The organism is Sutcliffiella sp. FSL R7-0096, from assembly GCF_038595065.1.
Taxonomy (GTDB): Bacteria; Bacillota; Bacilli; order Bacillales; family Bacillaceae_I; genus Sutcliffiella_A.
Window position 1 is genome coordinate 4,116,941 of record NZ_CP152003.1, and the last position, 19,476, is coordinate 4,136,416.

The window sequence follows — 19,476 nt, forward strand, 5'->3', positions numbered from 1 at the left end:
TCCACTCTATATTAATTATGCTTGGGATTCCTTCCCCGCCGGCATCTTTAAATTTCCTTCATTCTGTATATTTATTATGATTTCTTGTGTAAATACTAGTTCGGGATAATACTTCGAACGCCATTCCTTTAATTCTTCTCTCGATATCTCCTTTCGGAAGTGTTGACCAATTCCAAAGATATCAGCTTCACTTGATTGGATTTTAGAGAACATCCTATTATATCTTTCGAGCAACAAGGTTGTTAACGCCTGCTTTATCTCTTCACTAGAAGCTTCTCCTCTTGTTTCTAACACCATCACATTCAACCGCAGTTTTGAATGAAAGTGCGGTTTTCCATCTACTAGTTTTCCATCATGATTCATTCTATTTCCTAAAATCATGACACTCCCTTCATCCAACACTTCAATTTTCCCTTGATTGCTTTCATCATTGAATGCATTGTAGAGCAAGGTTTCATTCGGGTCTATCATCTCTACCATTTTACCATTCTTAATGACGGCGCCTCCGACAAATTCACATATAGAATTTTCTCCCTTGTTTATCATTGCGACGGAGACATCTTTTGTATAGGAATGAATACTCTGATACACTTGCCAAACCCTTGTAAGGGGAATTTGCGGATTCCACCCTGCGTTTTTTTCAAAGAAATCCAATAGCACCGTTTCTTCTGAATGCTCCTGGTTCTCCAAAGCAGTGAATATATCTTCTATATCATTTTGGCTAATGACCATTAGAGCCTTAGAAGGAACATCCCGTGACCTCATGAAGCCTGAAATAAAATCTTTCATTCCTTCCTCAGCCAAACTCCTGTCAACAATGATGACCTTTGCATGTAGAAGATCGACACTGCTCTCCAAATTCGCACTCATTTTATCAATAATTTGGTTAATCGTGGTCCCGGTCTCTCTCACGATAATTGTTTGTATCTGCCCCCTGGCTGCTTTTGGTATCTGTAAGAACAGTTTGTATTCTTCTTGTTCCTTGCTTATCCCCAAAACCACAGGCATCATCCTATGGTTGATATCCTTATTATCCCAGCAGCCTGTTAGACTAAAAAGGGAAGCAATTAATATACAAAAAAACAACTTCTTAAGCATCATGTTCTTTCCCTCCCTTTGACAGCTTCCCGATGCACAGCAATGATAATGGCACTGTTATAAGAACATAAAACCTTAAAAAGGTATTCCAGGTGAAGAGCCTTTGAACATCACTCCAGTTAGGAATGAACAGGCAAATCAAAAAAATGGAACTAGTAAAAAAGATAACAAGGTAAGACGCTTTTACAACAGGAAAAAAAGCATTGGTGATTCTTACCGCTTTCCACATTACTAAAGAAAGAAACAACATGATGAACGTTATCAAACTCAATAGGAAAAAAATCGTGACTCGATCAAATATCAACCAAGTTATGTTGATTGCATCCAATGTCATGACAAAAGGAAAGAAAAAAGTGGATGCAGTAGCCTGACCATAAGTCAGTATAGGGACATAAACCGACAGGAAGAAACAAGGCACAACTAAAGCAATTCCTAGAAATACTTTCTTCTTTTTGAAAGTAAAATATGGTTGTACAAATCCAAGGAACAAATACCCTCCGCCTATAGCAAAAAAACTATTTAAAAAATCTTGTTTTGTTAAGAAGGATAAATCGGAATTCCAAGCAGGATAAATATAGTTCCAATCCACATTTTGAAACGAAAAAATCATGACAAAGATAATAAGAGGTAAAAAAAGGAAAGCGATTATTACTCCAGTCCTAAATATGGTTTCTATCCCCTTTATAGCCATGTAACAGGTGATGACCAATAGTAAAAGCATAATGGCCCAGAGCGGAGTGTTAGATAAAAACACAATGGTGATGATTTCTGAATAAGCACGTATGGAAATGATGATTGCCATGATAAAATATGCAAATATCGGGAGAAGGAAGGATATTTTTACAATCATGCCTGCTTTGGTATAAATTTCTATTATGTCCTTTCCCGGAAACAACGATAAACCCTTCAAGTACATATACACAACAAAAATATGAAACAATACTCCTGTTAAAATGGGAATCCAATGGGCCTCATCCGTACTGCCAATGATATTCGCAGGATAAAGAAAAAATATCAGCCCAAGATGAGTCAACAAATATATGAAAACTACCTGCCAGCTTTTATCCACTATTTATATCACCCTTAGAAAAATCCATATTTAAATACGGCACGCCAAGTGTTGTTATACTGGCAAAATATCCACAAATCAAAAACACTCCCGCCATGATACCTAAAACACCAAATAAAGATGCTAAAATCAAAATGGTATACTTCAACATCCGAATGGTGATCAAATTCTGGTAGCCGATGACGGTCGCGTTGGCAATGGTTGTTGCTGCCAACACTATGATGAGTAGATTGCTGACCAATTGAGCATCAACTGCTGCTTGCCCAAGGATAATCCCCCCTACCATGGTGATGGTCGGCCCGATACTTTTAGGCAGGCGGACACTTGCTTCTACGATTAACTCCAAAATCACCAACATCAGGATGATTTCCACCAAAGCAGGATATGGGACACCATTTCGGCTTTGTGCAATTGATAAGGCCAATTCAATCCGTAAGACCTCCGGGTTGACAGCAACCAGAGCAACATATAATCCAGGAGCTATTAACGCAATCATCACTCCGATTAATCTTAATACCCGAATGGAAACAGTAATCGGCATAGGAAAGTTTTTATCATTTTCTAAAATAAAAATATCCCAAAAAGTACTCGGCAGTATATAAGCAAACGGAAAACCATCTATAAAAACAACCACTTTCCCTTTCATCAAACAACTAGCGGCTTGTTGGGGTATTTCTGTTGCATGAATTCTACCCACCGCACTCCAAGGAGAAAGTTTCAGTACTTTCATCACATCCTGTATCGATTGCAATTCTAGCTCTGACCCGTTCTCTAACAGTTCTATTGTTTTTTGTAAAAGCTTTTTATCTACACTTTTGGCATCGTAGCTGATCGATATATTTTTCTTCAGTCTTTTGCCTATCATAAAATCTTTCACACGGAGCTGATCGGATACCATACTTTTTCTGAGTATCCCAATATTCACTAACCTTTCTTCATTGAAAGAGTTTAATGGACCTTGCAAAACACTGCCATTCGTAGGTTGCTCCACCGGTCTGCTCAATGACACTCTTATTGGTTCTACACTTACCACGAATTCTTCACAATCATTGAAAACTAGTATCAATTCACCTTCTAAAACCGCAGTGATGATTTCCTGTTCTTTGCTCATTTTCTTTCCATTACTGATTAAGTAGTCCAGTACTTCTTTATGCATGAGGGTCGCTGTCGTCACATGTTTTTCAATCAGTTCCAATGATTTGGCTATATCAACTAGACTCCGTACACCAATAACCTCAAACTTGGTCTGATGGAATTCCTCTTCTATTACAAAGAAATCATCACTATCACTTAATTTATCCTTTAAGGAGTCTAATAGAGAGCTCATATCATGCCTCCTTTCACCTTTTTTAGGTACTCCCACTATTTCCAATTAGTGTTTCCTTGAAGGAATTTTATATGTAGACTCCTCATTTATTGGTTGGGATAAATGTTCCATCACAGTTCTTATTACATAAAATTTTTATTGTTTTACAATAAATAATGTGGTAAATTCAATAAATAATATTATATTTGTGAGGTGTCATTAATGATACGCGAAACACTTTTTTTGAAAATTGCAGTGTTCCTTATCGGAGCTCCTGTACTTGCTTTATGTATCTTCTTTTTACCTTGGGTACCAAAGGAAGGTGCGGAATTTTTTCCAAAATTGGCGTTTATGCAATACCCATTTCTAATCGGTGTGTCTGCCACCGCCATTGCCTTTTTCATGGCATTGTATCAGGCCTTAAAATTGTTAAGCTATATTGACAAGAACAATGCATTTTCCGAGCTATCTGTAAAAGCGTTAAAAACAATTAAATATTGCGCAGTCATTATTAGCTCGATATATGTTCTATTTCTTCCACTCTTTTACATCATCGGTGAGGTAGACGACGCTCCGGGTATCATCGTACTCGGTCTGGTCATCATTTTTGCTTCTGCGGTGATTGCGGTATTTGCAGCCGTTCTTCAAAAGCTCCTGAAGAATGCCATTGATATAAAATCAGAAAATGATTTAACAGTCTGAGGTGAGAACATGGCGATTATTATAAATGTGGATGTAATGTTGGCAAAACGGAAAATGAGTGTGACAGAACTATCCGAGAGGGTAGGGATTACAATGGCTAACCTCTCTATCTTAAAAAATGGAAAGGCTAAGGCTATACGTTTTTCTACTTTGGAGGCTATCTGTAAGGCGTTGGATTGTCAGCCTGGAGATATCTTAGAATATCGAAGTGATGATGAGGAAATCCAAAATGGCTAGGAGCATGGAGCTTGGCTCAGGGAAAAAAATAAGGGTATGGTCCATGGTTAGCGCATTCAAGCAACTTGTTCGATTTGGTTGGCAACAAGCATTATCCTGTGTGTTTCCTGTCGTCATATTTGCGTCTTTGGCCATAACTCAAGTGATTCCTCTCCCTTTCTTGCCCCGTTATGATTGGCTCCTGATTATCTGTATACTGATGCAGTGGTGGATGTTACGAGCTGGACTGGAAACCCGCGATGAATTAAAAGTCATCACCTTGTTCCACCTTATCGGGCTGGCACTTGAGATCTTCAAGGTGCACATGGGATCGTGGTCTTATCCAGAGGAAGGCTACTCCAAGATTTTTGGAGTGCCATTATATAGCGGATTTATGTATGCAAGCGTGGCAAGTTATCTTTGTCAGGCGTGGAGAAGGTTGAATGTGGAGCTTGTTGACTGGCCTCCTTTTTGGGCGGTGGTATCACTCGCAGCTGCCATTTATCTTAATTTTTTCACCCATCATTATTGGGTGGATATTCGATGGTGGCTATCTGCAGCAGTCATTATCCTGTTTTGGAAGTCTTGGGTACGTTATGAAGTTGGTGTGAAGAGTTACCGTATGCCTATCGCCCTTTCCTTTGTGCTCATCGGTTTTTTCATTTGGGTCGCGGAAAATATTGCAACATTTTTCGGTGCCTGGGAATATCCGAATCAAACAGAGGCATGGAGCCTTGTGCACCTAGGAAAGGTCAGCTCTTGGCTTTTGTTGGTGATTGTAAGCTTTCTAATTGTGGCGACTTTGAAGCGGGTAAAAGGGAGAGACTCAAGTAAGATAAATGGCAAGATAGCTATCCATAAATAACAACTGGGCAAGACCCGCCTGGTCCTTTTATAGTTAAAAAACCTTGGCAAATGCATGCCAAGGTTTTTTGTATCGTTATTACCCAATAGAACCTTCCATTTCGAACTTGATTAGACGGTTCATTTCTACTGCGTATTCCATTGGTAGTTCTTTTGTGAATGGCTCGATGAAGCCCATTACGATCATTTCTGTTGCTTCTTCTTCGGAAAGACCGCGGCTCATTAGATAGAACAGTTGCTCTTCGGATACTTTGGATACCTTCGCTTCGTGTTCAAGAGAAACGTTGTCGTTGAACACCTCGTTGTAAGGGATTGTATCAGAAGTGGATTGGTTATCCATGATTAGTGTGTCACACTCAATGTTGGAGCGTGCGCCGGAAGCTTTTTTACCAAAATGTACGATTCCACGGTATGTTACTTTACCACCTTGCTTGGAAATGGATTTAGAAACGATGGTGGAAGACGTATTTGGTGCAAGGTGAATCATTTTCGCACCTGCATCCTGGTGTTGCCCTTTACCAGCCAATGCGATGGAAAGAGTCATACCGCGAGCGCCTTCTCCTTTAAGGATGACCGCTGGGTATTTCATCGTCAGCTTGGAACCGATGTTACCATCAATCCATTCCATTGTCGCATTTTCTTCACACACTGCACGCTTCGTTACTAGGTTGTATACGTTGTTCGCCCAGTTTTGAATCGTCGTGTAACGGCAGTAAGCATCCTTCTTGATGATGATTTCTACTACCGCACTGTGCAGGGAGTTCGTTGTATAAACAGGTGCTGTACAGCCTTCTACATAGTGTACGTGTGCGCCTTCGTCAACGATGATAAGCGTACGTTCGAATTGCCCCATGTTCTCAGAGTTGATTCGGAAGTATGCTTGTAGTGGAGTTTCCACTTTTACACCTTTAGGAACGTAGATGAAAGATCCACCAGACCATACTGCAGAGTTAAGTGCAGAGAACTTGTTATCTGTTGGCGGGATTACTTTCGCCCAGTGCTCACGGAAGATGTCTTCGTTTTCTTTTAACGCTGTGTCTGTGTCTTTAAACACTACACCAAGATCTTCTAAGTCTTCTTGCATGTTGTGGTATACAACCTCAGATTCATATTGAGCAGATACACCTGCAAGATACTTTTGTTCTGCTTCAGGGATACCTAATTTGTCAAACGTCTGCTTGATCTCTTCAGGTACTTCATCCCAAGAACGCTCAGACTTCTCGGATGGCTTTACGTAATACGTAATTTCATCAAAGTTCAAGCTGTTCAAATCGCCGCCCCATTGTGGCATTGGCAAGTTATAGAAATGTTCTAATGATTTAAGACGGAAATCCAGCATCCATTGAGGCTCTTCCTTCATACGAGAGATTTCTTCTACGATCTCTTTCGTAAGACCACGGCCGGAACGGAAAATGGAAACGTCTTTGTCCTTAAAACCATACTTGTAATCGCCGATTTCAGGCATTTTTTTCGCCATTTTATTCCCTCCATTCAAGAGGTGAGCAACAGTGCGGCACAAATTGCCACACTACCACTCCCTATCTTGCCTTGCTTATTCCGATTTGACTCCCTTTTCCATGGCTTTCCATGCAAGAGTGGCACATTTGATACGTGCCGGGAATTTTGCCACACCTTGAAGTGCTTCAATATCCCCTAAGTCCATCGTTTCGTCGTCATATTCTTTGCCTAACATCATATCATAAAAGATTTGCGATAGCTCTAGTGCTTTTTCCACTTCTAACCCTTTTACCGCTTGGGTCATCATGGATGCAGATGCCATGGAAATGGAACATCCTTCGCCATCGAACTTTGCATCCGCCACTTTTCCATCTTCTACTTGAAGTGTCAAATGGATGCGGTCACCGCACGTAGGGTTATTCATGTCGACAGTGATGCTGTCAGACTCAATTGCCCCTTTGTTACGCGGATTTTTATAATGATCCATAATCACTTGACGATAGAGAGTATCTAAATTATTAAAAGACATTACTAAAGTACTCCTTTGTTTTCACTAATGATGCTACTAGCTTATCAATTTCTTCCTCTGTATTGTACAGGTAAAAACTAGCACGTGCAGTGGAAGAAACGTTTAGATACTTCATCAATGGCTGTGCACAGTGATGTCCTGCACGAACAGCAATTCCCTCAGCATCCAGCACTGTAGCTACATCATGTGGATGTACGTCTTCTATATTGAATGTAACAAGTCCCGCTCTTTTTTGCGGTCCGAAAATCGTGATTCCTTCAATCTCGGACATGCGGTTCATCGCATACTCTGCAAGCTTATGTTCATGGGCAAGGATATTGTCCATTCCCACCTTCTCGAGGAAGTCAATTGCTGCTCCAAGTCCAATCGCACCCGCAATGATTGGGGTACCACCTTCAAACTTCCACGGCAGCTCCTTCCAAGTGGATTCCTGCAGTCCGACAAAGTCGATCATTTCCCCACCGAACTCAATTGGTTCCATGTTCCCAAGCAAATGTTTTTTCCCGTAAAGGGCACCGATTCCCGTTGGCGCACCCATTTTATGACCTGACAGTGCGAAAAAGTCACAGTCTAAATCCTGTACATCCACTTTCATATGCGGTGTACTCTGGGCACCGTCGACCACCATGATTGCACCATTTTTATGGGCAATTTCAGCGATCTCCTTAATCGGATTGATGGTACCTAATACGTTAGATACCTGCATGATGGAAACAATTTTCGTGTTTTCCGTGATGGTATTTTCCACATCTGCCAAGGACAGGCTGCCGTCATCTGTCAGAGGGATATATTTTAAGATAGCACCAGTGGCTTTTGCCGCTTGTTGCCATGGAATGATATTACTATGATGCTCCATGTAGGTGATAACTATTTCGTCGCCTTCCTTTAGGTTGGCACGTGCATAGCTGCCAGCTACAAGGTTCAGAGCGGTCGTTGTTCCACGGGTGAAGACTATCTCTTCTCTGTGGGCTGCATTGATAAAGTTCTTCACCTTATCACGTGCGCCTTCGTAACCGTCTGTCGCTCTCGTACCCAAAGTATGAACTCCACGGTGTACATTGGAGTTATACCCTTTATAGTACTTCTCCAACGCCTCAATTACCGCTAGCGGCTTTTGAGATGTAGCAGCACTATCCAGATACACAAGCGGATTTCCATTGACCTCTTGATGCAAAATCGGAAACTGCTGACGTATCTCCTGGATATTCATTACTTCACTTTCCTTTCAATTACATCAATCAATTGGTTCTTAACCTTTTCAATTGGCAATTGATTTACTACAGGTGCCAAGAATCCGTGGATTACTAAACGCTCTGCTTCTTTCTTGGAAATTCCGCGGCTCATCAGGTAGTAAAGCTGAAGTGGATCAATGCGTCCCGCTGATGCTGCGTGACCTGCCGTTACATCATCTTCATCGATTAGAAGAATCGGGTTAGCGTCCCCACGAGCTTTTTCACTAAGCATTAACACGCGAGATTCCTGCTCGGCATTAGACTTGGACGCACCGTGCTCAATTTTACCAATACCATTGAATACAGAGCTTGCGCTGTCTTTCATTACACCGTGCTTAAGGATTTGACCGTCAGAGTTTTTACCAAAATGTACAACCTTCGTTGTAAAGTTTTGCTTTTGCTCTCCACGTCCGACTACTACTGTTTTTGTATCTCCAACAGAGCCATCGCCCATAAGGTTTGTTACATTTTCAGAAATCGTGTCGCCATCATTCATAAGGCCAAGTGCCCACTCAAGTGTCGCGTCACGTCCAACTACTCCGCGGCGGTTAACATAAGTTGTTACACCTTTTCCAAGGTTGTCTACAGCACCGTATTGTACTTTAGAGTTGCCATTAGCGATAACCTCTGTCACGATGTTGAAGATGGATCCTTCGCCATCATTGCTGGACAGATAGTTCTCTACGTAAGTGACCGCACTATTGTCTTCTGCCACAATCAATACGTGGTTGAACAAAGCTTCTGCTTTGTCTTGAAGGTAGATCGCTTGGATCGGTTCTTCAATGACAACGTTCTTCGGAACATAAAGGAATGCTCCGCCGTTAAGTAATGCAGCGTGTAAAGCGGATAGCTTATGCTCATCTACTTTTACACCGTCTTGCATGAAGTATTTTTTCACAAGGTCACTGTACTCTTTTGCAGCAGTGATGATATCTGTGAAGATGACGCCTTGTGCTTTTAATTCTTCTTTTACAGTGGATACAACTGGTGTGTTATCCACTTGGACATATATATTTTCTCCATCTACTAACGCCTTTACCTCTTCAGGTAATTGGTCCACAGAAGTAATGGAAGTTTCTACAGTGTGCTTCTGGAAGTTTGTAAAATTCCAATTTGTAATCTTCGTCTTATCTGGCTTAGGTAATGGCAGCTCTTCTGCCAAGGAATAAGCTTGTAAGCGAAGATTTAACAGCCACTGAGGCTCCCCTGACTCTTTGGAGTAGTTAGTGAGGTAGTCTTGATCAAACGGTAATTTCGTCTCTAACGTCATGATAATCCTCCTTGCTTACGCTTCTTGACCGACTGTTTCGTCTTCGATACCTAATTCTTGCTTAATCCAATCGTAACCTTCTGCTTCTAGACGTTGCGCTAATTCCTTACCACCGGACTTCACGATACGGCCTTGCATCATTACGTGAACGTGGTCAGGAGTGATGTAGTTCAATAAACGTTGGTAGTGAGTGATGATAAGGCAACCGAAGTCGTCTCCGCGCATTTCGTTGATTCCTTTAGAAACAACTTTCAATGCATCAATATCAAGACCAGAGTCAATCTCATCAAGGATAGCGATCTTGGGCTCGATCATCATCAATTGAAGGATCTCGTTACGCTTCTTTTCCCCACCGGAAAAACCTTCGTTTAGATAACGCTGTGCCATTGCTTGATCCATTTCCAAGAAGTCCATGTTTTTATCCATTTTACGGATGAATTTCATAAGTGAAATCTCATCGCCCTCTTCACGGCGAGCATTGATAGCAGAACGCAAGAAGTCCGCGTTTGTAACACCACTGATTTCACTTGGGTATTGCATTGCAAGGAATAAGCCAACTTGTGCGCGCTCATCCACTTCCATTTCAAGAACATCTTCCCCATCAAATGTGATGCTTCCGCTTGTTACTTCATATTTTGGGTGTCCCATGATTGCAGAAGAAAGCGTTGACTTTCCTGTTCCGTTAGGACCCATGATTGCGTGAATCTCTCCGCCTTTTACTTCAAGATTTACACCCTTTAAAATCTCTTTATCATTAATGGATACATGCAAATCTTTAATTGTTAACGTTGAACCCATAACTGTAACCTCCAATGTTCTTGTGTTCCTATATGAAAACACATTGTTGTTTTAATTCTCATTTTATTCTCATTACAATCTTATAACAAATAGAAAGTGATAGCAACCTTTTCCGCCTTGTGTAAGATACCCTCAAATTATAACGAATATAAGGGATGGAAGTCGAATTTTCGCAGGATTTTTTATTTTGTTTAACTCCTGGTTATTTTCCGTTCCAGTTATTCGCTTTCCGCGGGGCAGTGCTTGAGCCTCCTCACAATGCTCGGGGGTCTCAAGTCTACCGCTGCCTCCCGCTGGAGTCTCATAACTTGCACTACAATTAACCAGGGAAAACTTTATAAATAGGCTCTTTTCTCATAGATTGTTGTTATTTACTTGTAAAAAGTCGGCAATTGGACTTTTTACTGCTTCCATACTCTATAAGGTGCAAGTAGTCTCTTATGTATAGAAGAAAAAAGAGCACGACAGTAAGGAAAATAACGGTTGATGTATCCATTCGAAAAAGCAACAAAGTTTTACGAAAAGAGCCTATAAATAACAAAAAGGGTCTGCGTCATTCTCAGTTTAAAGAGAATGACACGAACCCTTTTCATCTATATTTATATGGTCAATCTTCCAGCTTTTCACTGCACGTTCTATGGACGGTAATTACGGTCTATTTCTTCAACAATCTCCAAGCTCTTTTGGTAATCCTCTTCTCGTTTCTGCTCAACTTCCAGAAGTTTTGAGAGCTTCTTTGAGTACTCCTCATAACCAAAACCGTATGCTTGAAACATCGCCTTCTCCATTTCACCTGTGTACTTAACTTGTACCTGATGGATAATAAACCATTCCCTTCCTATTTATAAGTGTTTATTTTTTGCACCAGTTTTCTGATACCCTCAAAGTATTTGTTATAAACACTTTATTAATCATAGCAGGGATGGTTATTTTATCCAAACAAAGTATGGGGCGATTACTGAGGATATTGTGGGTTGTGGAGGGATTAGGGGAGGTAGTTGAAAGGAGACTTAGTATTTCTCTGGATTGCTAAGGCGTTCTGGGTGTCCTGATATTAACTTCATGGATGGTAGTATTTACATGTAATGTGGAGACATGATAGTGGACGCTGATCATGCTGGTTATTGTTGATATTTAGCCTGCCCTACCCAAATGTCCGAAGTTTCCCGTTACTTGTCCGAACCAAATTTTCAAATGTCCGAATGCTCTTATATTCTTGTCCAAACGGTCTCGTCAATTGTCCGAACACCCCTTAAAACTAGTGTAAGAATGTCCGAAATAACGGAAAGTTTGGCCGAACCATTTGAAACATGTTTAAAAGCCCAACCTTTTTTTGTTTTTCGCCAATTATCCACTAAAATTAAGCAAACCTAAGCACCAAGTTGTAATTCGTTTTGCTGATCCGTTCCCCATCTCCCTGGTACTAAATCCGTCCGCTTTGTATTTCCTAAATATGAAAAAGCCCAACCCCAAAAGGTCAGACTCTCGAAAATCAATGCTTCAATTCATTAAAATCGCTGATACAAGACTGCACCAAGGTTACGGATTGGCTCATTGCCGCGCCACCACCAAATGCTGCTGTCACACCACATACTTCCAAGATTTCTTGCTCTGTGGCACCTTGGTCCAAACAACCTTTTGTGTGATACACAATACAATACTCATCTTGGGAATACACACTAACACCAAGAGCTATCAATTGTTTCTGCTTTTTATCGAGTACGCCCTCTTTAAAACAAGCTTCCGTGAACTCGTTGTAATGATGTGCAAGCTCAGGCATCTTTTCGCTAAAGACACCAAGACCTGCTTTATAATCATGAAGTGCTGCTTCTGCATAGTTTTTCGGCTCATCATGTTGTTCCATTGAAGACAACTCCCATCCTTATTTTTCACAGAGTTAGTATTTGTTTAGGTGGGAGGTAAGTATTCATGAGCGACAAATATTTTAAATTAAAACCCCGTGCCTATATAGCACGGGGTTCTCAAATGTTTACTCCTCATCAGCAGCTTTTGCTGGTAGTACGGAGCCTTTATATTTTTCTTCGATGAACGCTTTGATTTCATCAGACTGGAGCACTTCCACCAATGCTTTGATTTGCTCGTTGTCTTTGTCTTCCTCACGTACAACAATTAGGTTTACGTACGGGTTGTTTTCACCAGATTCTAATGCAATTGCTTCTTCTTCTGGATCAATTTCTGCACCCAAGGCATAGTTCCCATTAATCAATACTGCATCTCCATCACCATTCAAGTATGCTTGAGGTAGAAAAGCTGCGTCAAATTGTGTGTTGAATTGCAGGTCTTTCGGATTGTCTTCAATATCATCAATTGTAGCGGATGTAGTTTCTACACCCTCTTTTAGAGTGATCAAACCTTTTTCCTCTAGCATCGCCAAAATACGACCATGATCTGCAACTGAATTACTCATTAAAATTTGTGCACCTTCAGGAAGTTCCTCAAGGCTATCATATTTTTGAGAATATACACCGATAGGTTCAATGTGCACACCGCCAGCACTTACAAAGTCGTAATTATTTTCTGCAATTTGAGATTTTAAATATGGCTCATGTTGAAAATAGTTTGCATCAATATCTCCATCACGAAGTGTTTGGTTTGGAAGAATATAGTCTGTAAATGTCTTAATCTCTAATTCGATTCCTTTTTCTTCAAGCAAAGCCTTTGCTTCTTCCAGAACCTCTGAATGTGGCACATTGGAAGCCCCAATAACGAGTTTACCTTCCTCAATGTTTGAACCTGTACCACTTTCTCCACCTTCATTGCTTGTACCACAAGCAGCCAAAACCAGTACTAATAATGAAACCACTGCATAACTTAATAACTTTTTCATCTGAAAAATCCCCGCTTTCTTATCGTTTGTCTAGTTTATTTGTAACCAAATCTCCAATAAATTGGATGATAAACACAATGATTAAAATGATGACAGTACATACAAGTGTTACTTCCCAGTTGTTACGCTGGAACCCATCTAAGAATGCCAGGTTACCCAACCCACCTGCACCGATGATTCCCGCCATCGCCGTGTAACTTACGATTGCAATGGCAGTTACGGTTATACCGGAAACCAATGCTGGCATCGATTCCGGAATCAATACTTTCCAGATGATTTCTGTTGTTTTAGCTCCCATGGAACGTGCTGCTTCAATGACACCTTTATCAATTTCACGTAGCGCAATTTCAACCATACGGGCGTAGAATGGTGCAGCCCCTATAATCAAAGCAGGCAGGGCAGCGTTGGCACCGATGATGGTATCCATGATGAACCTTGTGAAAGGAATAAGTAAAAATATTAAAATGACAAATGGGATGGAACGGAAGATATTCACAAACGCCGCTACAATTCCATTAATGATACGACTTTCCCAAATATTGCCCTTCGATGTTAAAAACAATAACAGTCCTAAGACGATCCCTAAGATGAAAGTGGCAACAACAGATATACTACTCATATAAAGGGTTTCTAAGGTAGCATCCCACATTTTGTCCCAATTAACGCGTTCCATGTGTCATCACCTCCAACTCCACTTGCTGCTCACGGATAAATGCCAATGCCTCTTGTACTTGGGCTTCTTCTCCATCAAGATGTACAAAAAGAGTGCCGTATGCTCCGTTTTGAGTCTGTGATATTTTACCTTGAAGAATGTTCACATCAATCGGAAACCTGCGAATCAAGTTCGTTATCAAAGGCTGTTCCGCCGAAGTACCTACAAATGTTAACTGTATCACTTTACCTTGCGGATATTCTGCCAAAAGATGTTCCACTGTCTCTTGTGTATCTTCCGGTTCTGTCACCTGCTTGACGAAGCGTTTCGTGATAGGCTGCTCGGGCTTGCGGAATACATTTAGAACATCACCTTGTTCCACGACTTTCCCATTCTCCATGACAGCTACGCGATGACAGATTTTACGGATGACATGCATTTCATGTGTGATCAGTACGATCGTCAGAGATAATCGCTTATTGATATCGACCAAGAGGTCTAAGATGGAATCCGTGGTTTGTGGATCCAAAGCAGAAGTCGCTTCATCACATAAAAGTACTTTTGGGTTATTTGCAAGCGCCCTTGCAATCCCGACTCTTTGCTTTTGTCCCCCACTTAGTTGAGATGGATAAGAGTCTCCCCTTCCTTCTAACCCTACAAGTTTGATAAGTTCATCTACTCGCTTATTGCGTTCTGTCCTACTGACTCCAGCAATCTCAAGCGGAAACGCGATGTTTTCCTTTACCGTCCTTGACCATAAAAGATTGAAATGTTGGAAAATCATACTGATTTCCTGGCGTGCTTGTCTCAGTTCCCTGCCCTTTACCTTCGCAAGGTTTCTTCCTGCTACATCCACCACCCCATCTGTAGGAGTTTCCAGTCCGTTTAGCATGCGGATCAGGGTACTTTTCCCTGCTCCACTGTATCCAATCACACCAAATATTTCGCCATGGTTGATGGATAAATCTATATTATCAACAGCTGTAACCGGTCCATTTTTCGTTTTAAAAACTTTTTTAACACCTTGAAGTGAAATCATGCATGCACCTTCCTTCTTACATTTGCTTTGTTTTAGCTTACCCAATTAGGTTTAATCAAACGTTTTGGTTCCCACTTGAAAAATAAAAAATCCCTTCCGCAATAATGAGCAGAAAGGATTAAATGAGAAAAGTCCTTTCTCTCATCTATCAAAGCAAATAACTTTACTTTGTGTGAATTGGCACCATTTCAACAATTCCTTGTTGACGGTTGCCGGGTTTCATCGGGCACGTCCCTCCACCTCTCTCGATAAGAGATTAACATATATAATTTAAGTTAAGTATTTGGGCAATTTGAATTAACGAATGTTATCGTATCACGGGTGCAAATAACATGTCAATTAAAAACTTTTATAAAACTCTCAGTCCGTTCTTTTTTATTCTGAAATCCCTTCCCCCACTTCGTATTATTTCCCCATCACACTGCATGATTAAAGGTTCCTCTGGTTTCACTTGAATGGATGATCCCCTAAGCATCGTCACATGCCGATGATTTACGTGCTTCCCCTTAAAGGCTAGTGGGAAAACGAAAAGCAGCTCCCATCTCCCAATTCCGGATACCACACACACATCCAATAACCCATCATCCGCTTTGGCTTCCGGACATATCTTGATCCCCCCGCCATAGTAGGGCAGATTAGCAATTGCCACGAGCCAGACATCATCGTATTCGCTAATTTTGCCATCCACTATTATGGAGACCTTAGAAGATTTATATGTAAACAGAACTTTAAAGATATTTATTATATAGGACAAACCACCAAGTCCTATTTTATTCAAAAAACGCTTCGATTTCGACTTATTCGTAACTTCCGCAACCTGCCCGTCAAAGCCTAAACCTGCAATGGAAATAAAATACTCCTCCCCTACCTTAGGGATATCGATGCTAAAAACTTCTCCAGCTAAAATTCGATCCAACGCCCCTTTAGCAACAAAAGGGACCCCCAGGCTTCTTGCCAGGTCATTACCAGATCCAGCAGGAACAATCCCGAGAGCCACCTCTTTTGCAACCAATCGATTCACTACTTCATGGATCGTTCCATCTCCCCCAACCACTATTACCGCAGTTATCACGTCATCTATCTGTTCCATTAATTTACCGGCATGACCTTTATATTCAGTAAAGGAAACCTTATACACTACTTTTTTAACCTTTAACAACTTTTCCGTAGCTTCCCAAACACGCAGTCCTTTTCCGTTACCAGCCGTCTTATTTACAATAAAATAATACACAATCTTACACCGCCTATAATCTTCTCTTTTTCTACCTCTTCTTATTTCGCTATAGGCGTGCACAATTCCTTTACGAGACCTCTTTTCTTTCTGAACGGTTCACTAAAGTAAAAAGGGAATCAAGCAACAGGTAATGTCTGAAGGAACCCTTGAATGACAACCCTTTAATCTCCCTCATTTTGGTACCATTCAATAATTTGATGATTTCTTCTGTAGACCCCTCTATCACTATATCCACCATGTTTGCTTCTTCCTCGACCTTCAGAACATTTTTACATAGCGAAAAGACTGTCTTTTCTCCATAGGCGACCAAGCAGCAGCGCAGACTGTAGTAAGGTAAGATTTCCAACACATGCAATTTCCCTTTTGCTTTTGCGATAAATATTTCCAAGCTCTCTTTTACCATACAAACCCGCCCCCTTTGCCTATTAGATTCCGTATAAGTTAACTGAATCCCTGCAATTTAAAAAGAACAATTACCGAGTATTTCCGATAACTGTTCTTCATTTCCCAAGAAATATGTCAGACTATGATGTCTTTACCATAGTCTTTTGATAGGTTGCCGTCGATTTTTCTCTAAACATCAAATAAAAGAAAATAGAACTTGTCAGATAAAGCACCGCCGTGATGGAGAAAACAATCGAATATCCCCAATATTCCCCATACAAAAGCACAATCGTCATAGACACCGGACCCATGCTTGCCCATCCGAGTGAGAACACCATCTGATTAATGGAGTTGGCAAAGCCTTTTAGAGAGTTATCCACTCGCTCCATCATCATGGAAGAAATAATCGGGTTTGCGGCATTCATGAGCGCCTGCCTGAAAAGGAATCCCAGTGCTGCCAACCAGAATATTTGGGTGAAGGCTGTTAATAGCATGAAGGGCAAGGAAAGTAGCTGCAAAATGACAACCGCTCTCATTTCTCCCACTCTCCGGACTACCGCCGGGCCTATGATCATGGCAACAGCAGTTACAGCCTGACCGAGTGAGAGCACGATACCGATAGTCGAGTTGGATGTCCCAAAGCGGTCCGCAAAGTACATGTTCAGATAAGGAATAACCAGACCAGACCCAAAACCTACCAAAATGGAGGCAAAGGAAAAAGCGAAAATCAATTTCCACTGCCCTTTAGGGATGGAGGATCGGAAGCTTTTAAACGAAAAAGCCTTGTTTTCTTGCTTTCGTGGAACTTCTGTCGTTTTAAGTAAAGGGAAGATTCCGACCATGAAGATGATGCTTCCGATAAGCAATGTCAGTCTTATACTCCAGACTGGGCTAAGACCTACTAGATGTAAAAATAGATCTGTCAAAGTCCCTCCAAGGAGATTCCCGACTACATTCGCACCCATCATGACCGCAAAATGGTAACTGAAAAGTTTTACCCGCTGCTCTTTTGTAGAGCTTTCCGCAAGCCACGGAACTGCCGTTACCTGAATAAAAGCCATGGCAATACCAGCTATAAATGCACTGATTAGAAGTAGCGATTCCAACTCAAAAATACTTCTCAAAAACATAAAGATTCCGCTGAAAAACACACCATAGATCATCATTTTCCTGCGTCCAATTTTATCACTTAAAATTCCCGCTGGTATTAGAATAATGGCTGCGGCCAGTGATGACATTGCAATAACATTTCCGTTCACCGTTTCTGCAAAGCCTAGCTCTCTGATATAAAAATTATAAACAATCATAAAGATCCCAAGCCCGATCTGGGTCAGGATGTTAACGATAAACAATTGCTGAATGTTGTGGTTATAGCGCCTGAAAGATTGAAACCAATTTACATTTTTCAAAGTATGTAACCCCTCGTCTGTTTAGGTGAATATTTCGCATCCCTAAACAAATTTACTTCTTTTTCAGAAAAATGGCAATAGGCGATTGTGTCGAAATAAAAATAAAAAACACCATAGAATGGTGTTCCAGACTGTTGAGGTTATCTGTTGGAAGAGTTGATCTTCTTTTCAGGTGTTTTCTAATCACTTCCCGTCATACTCCTTAAAGAGACCATACAAATACTCCACAGAACGGAAAGCATATATTTTTTCTTTTATTTCTCCATTTTTGAAAATCATCAAACAAGGGACACTTTCAATTTCCCATTGCATGGCTAGATCCTGTATATAATTCACATCCAGCATTCCGAATGTAAACTCTGGGAAAAGTTCTTTTGTCACATCCATCATGCGCTTGGCAACCTGACACGTTCCACACATGGGGGTGTAAAAATAGACCACAGTCAGTTGGTCTTGGTTAATTTCGTTTACTAGTTCATTCTTCGTCCAATCTTTCATTTTCTCATCCTCTAGTAAAGCCTTTATTACAAGTACTGTGCATGAATATCTATGTTGGCACTTAACAACACCGTTGCTATATGGTGGTGTGGCGCAGAGGCCACTTCTCGATACATTTTATCAATATAGAGATGTTCCGCTTCGGGAAACTCCCTTTTGAACAGCTTACGGAGTTTTTCACCTGAACTGTCAGCATCCACCAGGATATAAACTTCTTTATCCATGATATCCTCTATCAATTCATCTAACTTGGTGACGCTGATGGTACCATTGGTGCATATTATATGAACCGGTTCATTGATGACTTCCTGTATGCGTTTTTTATCTGATTTCCCCTCGACAATGATGATCTTTTCCTCATATATAAAATCCATATCCATCACCTGTTCTAAAAAGATGTATAAAGATAAGTTGCTTTATACTATAACTATTCTGAGTGGCGGTAATGTACACTTAAAATGAAAAATAAGGGCGTTGATATGAAAAAGGGGCGGAACTAATAAAAGTCCCAACCCCACCGATGGTTAACACCATCCATTTTCGTAGTCGCAATCTACATATTTCGCATCTTTTTCGGAAGGCACTTGAACTTGTTGGAAGATCTTGCTTCCTTCTTGTTCATAGCCGTTTTTTAAACTGAATTGGTTTCCATGTTCGGTAAACATTACTTGCCCGATGGATTCGCGCTCTACAAAAAGCTCAAAACCTTGATCCGTTAATTTACCATTAACTCGATCGGTGATATCCAATCTTTTGTTATCCAATGTCATCTAAGGTCACCTTCTTTAGTTAAATGCTCTGTTAAACACCGCTGTTGATTTCCTCACTAGGCTTCGCTTTCCTAGGGGCGTTTGGGGAGCCTCCTCGGCT

Annotated in this window: 22 protein-coding genes and 1 riboswitch; of the genes, 3 read left to right on the forward strand and 19 right to left on the reverse strand. The window is 40.9% G+C overall.

Annotated features, from left to right (window positions below; translation table 11 throughout):
* Positions 1-15: 15 nt before the first annotated feature.
* From MKY77_RS21190 to MKY77_RS21200, 3 genes are read right to left on the reverse strand one after another with little or no spacing between them, the layout of a single operon-like run.
* On the reverse strand, positions 16-1,101 hold the full coding sequence (locus MKY77_RS21190) for a Ger(x)C family spore germination protein (protein WP_339147612.1): 1,086 nt from the start codon (positions 1,099-1,101) through the stop codon (positions 16-18).
* Positions 1,091-2,167 carry a GerAB/ArcD/ProY family transporter gene (locus MKY77_RS21195; protein WP_339147613.1) on the reverse strand — a complete coding sequence of 359 codons (1,077 nt, stop codon included), beginning with the start codon at positions 2,165-2,167 and terminating at the stop codon, positions 1,091-1,093. Before MKY77_RS21195 ends, MKY77_RS21190 begins: the two co-directional genes overlap by 11 nt.
* The gene (locus tag MKY77_RS21200; protein ID WP_339147614.1) at positions 2,160-3,494 is read right to left on the reverse strand and encodes a spore germination protein; all 1,335 of its coding nucleotides are present in this window, start codon (positions 3,492-3,494) and stop codon (positions 2,160-2,162) included. Before MKY77_RS21200 ends, MKY77_RS21195 begins: the two co-directional genes overlap by 8 nt.
* Before the next feature lie 201 nt (positions 3,495-3,695).
* Between MKY77_RS21200 and MKY77_RS21205 the strand changes: the two genes are divergently transcribed.
* Genes MKY77_RS21205 through MKY77_RS21215 form a run of 3 tightly spaced genes read left to right on the forward strand, consistent with a single transcriptional unit; the run spans position 3,696 to position 5,256 of the window.
* Positions 3,696-4,175 carry a DUF2975 domain-containing protein gene (locus MKY77_RS21205; RefSeq protein WP_339147615.1) on the forward strand — a complete coding sequence of 160 codons (480 nt, stop codon included), beginning with the start codon at positions 3,696-3,698 and terminating at the stop codon, positions 4,173-4,175.
* 9 nt (positions 4,176-4,184) lie between these two features.
* Positions 4,185-4,412 carry a helix-turn-helix transcriptional regulator gene (locus MKY77_RS21210; protein ID WP_339147616.1) on the forward strand — a complete coding sequence of 76 codons (228 nt, stop codon included), beginning with the start codon at positions 4,185-4,187 and terminating at the stop codon, positions 4,410-4,412.
* The gene (locus MKY77_RS21215; protein ID WP_339147617.1) at positions 4,405-5,256 is read left to right on the forward strand and encodes a DUF817 domain-containing protein; all 852 of its coding nucleotides are present in this window, start codon (positions 4,405-4,407) and stop codon (positions 5,254-5,256) included. The genes MKY77_RS21210 and MKY77_RS21215 overlap by 8 nt, the downstream gene beginning before the upstream one ends.
* Positions 5,257-5,334: 78 nt before the next feature.
* Here MKY77_RS21215 and sufB read toward each other — a convergent pair whose 3' ends face one another.
* From sufB to MKY77_RS21295, 16 genes are all read right to left on the reverse strand, one after another.
* Positions 5,335-6,732, reverse strand: coding sequence for a Fe-S cluster assembly protein SufB (gene sufB / locus MKY77_RS21220; protein WP_342515465.1), 1,398 nt, complete (start codon positions 6,730-6,732; stop codon positions 5,335-5,337).
* 75 nt (positions 6,733-6,807) lie between these two features.
* Positions 6,808-7,242 (reverse strand): Fe-S cluster assembly sulfur transfer protein SufU, encoded by a 435-nt coding sequence (gene sufU / locus MKY77_RS21225; protein ID WP_339147680.1) that lies wholly within the window; start codon positions 7,240-7,242, stop codon positions 6,808-6,810.
* Positions 7,232-8,452 carry a cysteine desulfurase gene (locus tag MKY77_RS21230; protein WP_339147681.1) on the reverse strand — a complete coding sequence of 407 codons (1,221 nt, stop codon included), beginning with the start codon at positions 8,450-8,452 and terminating at the stop codon, positions 7,232-7,234. Before MKY77_RS21230 ends, sufU begins: the two co-directional genes overlap by 11 nt.
* The gene (gene sufD / locus MKY77_RS21235; RefSeq protein ID WP_339147682.1) at positions 8,452-9,744 is read right to left on the reverse strand and encodes a Fe-S cluster assembly protein SufD; all 1,293 of its coding nucleotides are present in this window, start codon (positions 9,742-9,744) and stop codon (positions 8,452-8,454) included. Before sufD ends, MKY77_RS21230 begins: the two co-directional genes overlap by 1 nt.
* A gap of 15 nt (positions 9,745-9,759) precedes the next feature.
* On the reverse strand, positions 9,760-10,542 hold the full coding sequence (gene sufC / locus MKY77_RS21240) for a Fe-S cluster assembly ATPase SufC (protein ID WP_088019426.1): 783 nt from the start codon (positions 10,540-10,542) through the stop codon (positions 9,760-9,762).
* 635 nt (positions 10,543-11,177) lie between these two features.
* Complete coding sequence (locus tag MKY77_RS21245; protein ID WP_342515466.1) at positions 11,178-11,330, reverse strand: hypothetical protein; 153 nt, start codon at positions 11,328-11,330, stop codon at positions 11,178-11,180.
* 704 nt (positions 11,331-12,034) lie between these two features.
* Positions 12,035-12,406, reverse strand: a complete 372-nt coding sequence (locus tag MKY77_RS21250) for a carboxymuconolactone decarboxylase family protein (RefSeq protein WP_339147683.1) — start codon at positions 12,404-12,406, stop codon at positions 12,035-12,037.
* Positions 12,407-12,532: 126 nt separating this feature from the next.
* Complete coding sequence (locus MKY77_RS21255; RefSeq protein WP_339147684.1) at positions 12,533-13,390, reverse strand: MetQ/NlpA family ABC transporter substrate-binding protein; 858 nt, start codon at positions 13,388-13,390, stop codon at positions 12,533-12,535.
* Positions 13,391-13,409: 19 nt separating this feature from the next.
* Entirely contained in the window at positions 13,410-14,063 is a 654-nt protein-coding gene (locus MKY77_RS21260; protein WP_339147685.1) for a methionine ABC transporter permease, read from the reverse strand.
* The gene (locus MKY77_RS21265; protein ID WP_339147686.1) at positions 14,050-15,081 is read right to left on the reverse strand and encodes a methionine ABC transporter ATP-binding protein; all 1,032 of its coding nucleotides are present in this window, start codon (positions 15,079-15,081) and stop codon (positions 14,050-14,052) included. Before MKY77_RS21265 ends, MKY77_RS21260 begins: the two co-directional genes overlap by 14 nt.
* Positions 15,082-15,219: 138 nt before the next feature.
* Positions 15,220-15,336, reverse strand: a riboswitch (SAM riboswitch).
* Positions 15,337-15,430: 94 nt separating this feature from the next.
* Complete coding sequence (locus MKY77_RS21270; protein ID WP_339147687.1) at positions 15,431-16,312, reverse strand: diacylglycerol kinase family protein; 882 nt, start codon at positions 16,310-16,312, stop codon at positions 15,431-15,433.
* 70 nt (positions 16,313-16,382) lie between these two features.
* Positions 16,383-16,718 carry a hypothetical protein gene (locus MKY77_RS21275; protein WP_339147688.1) on the reverse strand — a complete coding sequence of 112 codons (336 nt, stop codon included), beginning with the start codon at positions 16,716-16,718 and terminating at the stop codon, positions 16,383-16,385.
* Between the two features lie 121 nt (positions 16,719-16,839).
* Positions 16,840-18,108 carry an MFS transporter gene (locus MKY77_RS21280; RefSeq protein WP_339147689.1) on the reverse strand — a complete coding sequence of 423 codons (1,269 nt, stop codon included), beginning with the start codon at positions 18,106-18,108 and terminating at the stop codon, positions 16,840-16,842.
* Between the two features lie 183 nt (positions 18,109-18,291).
* Entirely contained in the window at positions 18,292-18,606 is a 315-nt protein-coding gene (locus tag MKY77_RS21285; protein WP_339147690.1) for a thioredoxin family protein, read from the reverse strand.
* A 26-nt stretch (positions 18,607-18,632) separates the two neighbouring features.
* Positions 18,633-18,980, reverse strand: a complete 348-nt coding sequence (locus MKY77_RS21290; protein WP_339147691.1) for a toprim domain-containing protein — start codon at positions 18,978-18,980, stop codon at positions 18,633-18,635.
* Positions 18,981-19,130: 150 nt separating this feature from the next.
* Positions 19,131-19,376, reverse strand: a complete 246-nt coding sequence (locus MKY77_RS21295; RefSeq protein ID WP_339147692.1) for a YusG family protein — start codon at positions 19,374-19,376, stop codon at positions 19,131-19,133.
* Positions 19,377-19,476: the final 100 nt, after the last annotated feature.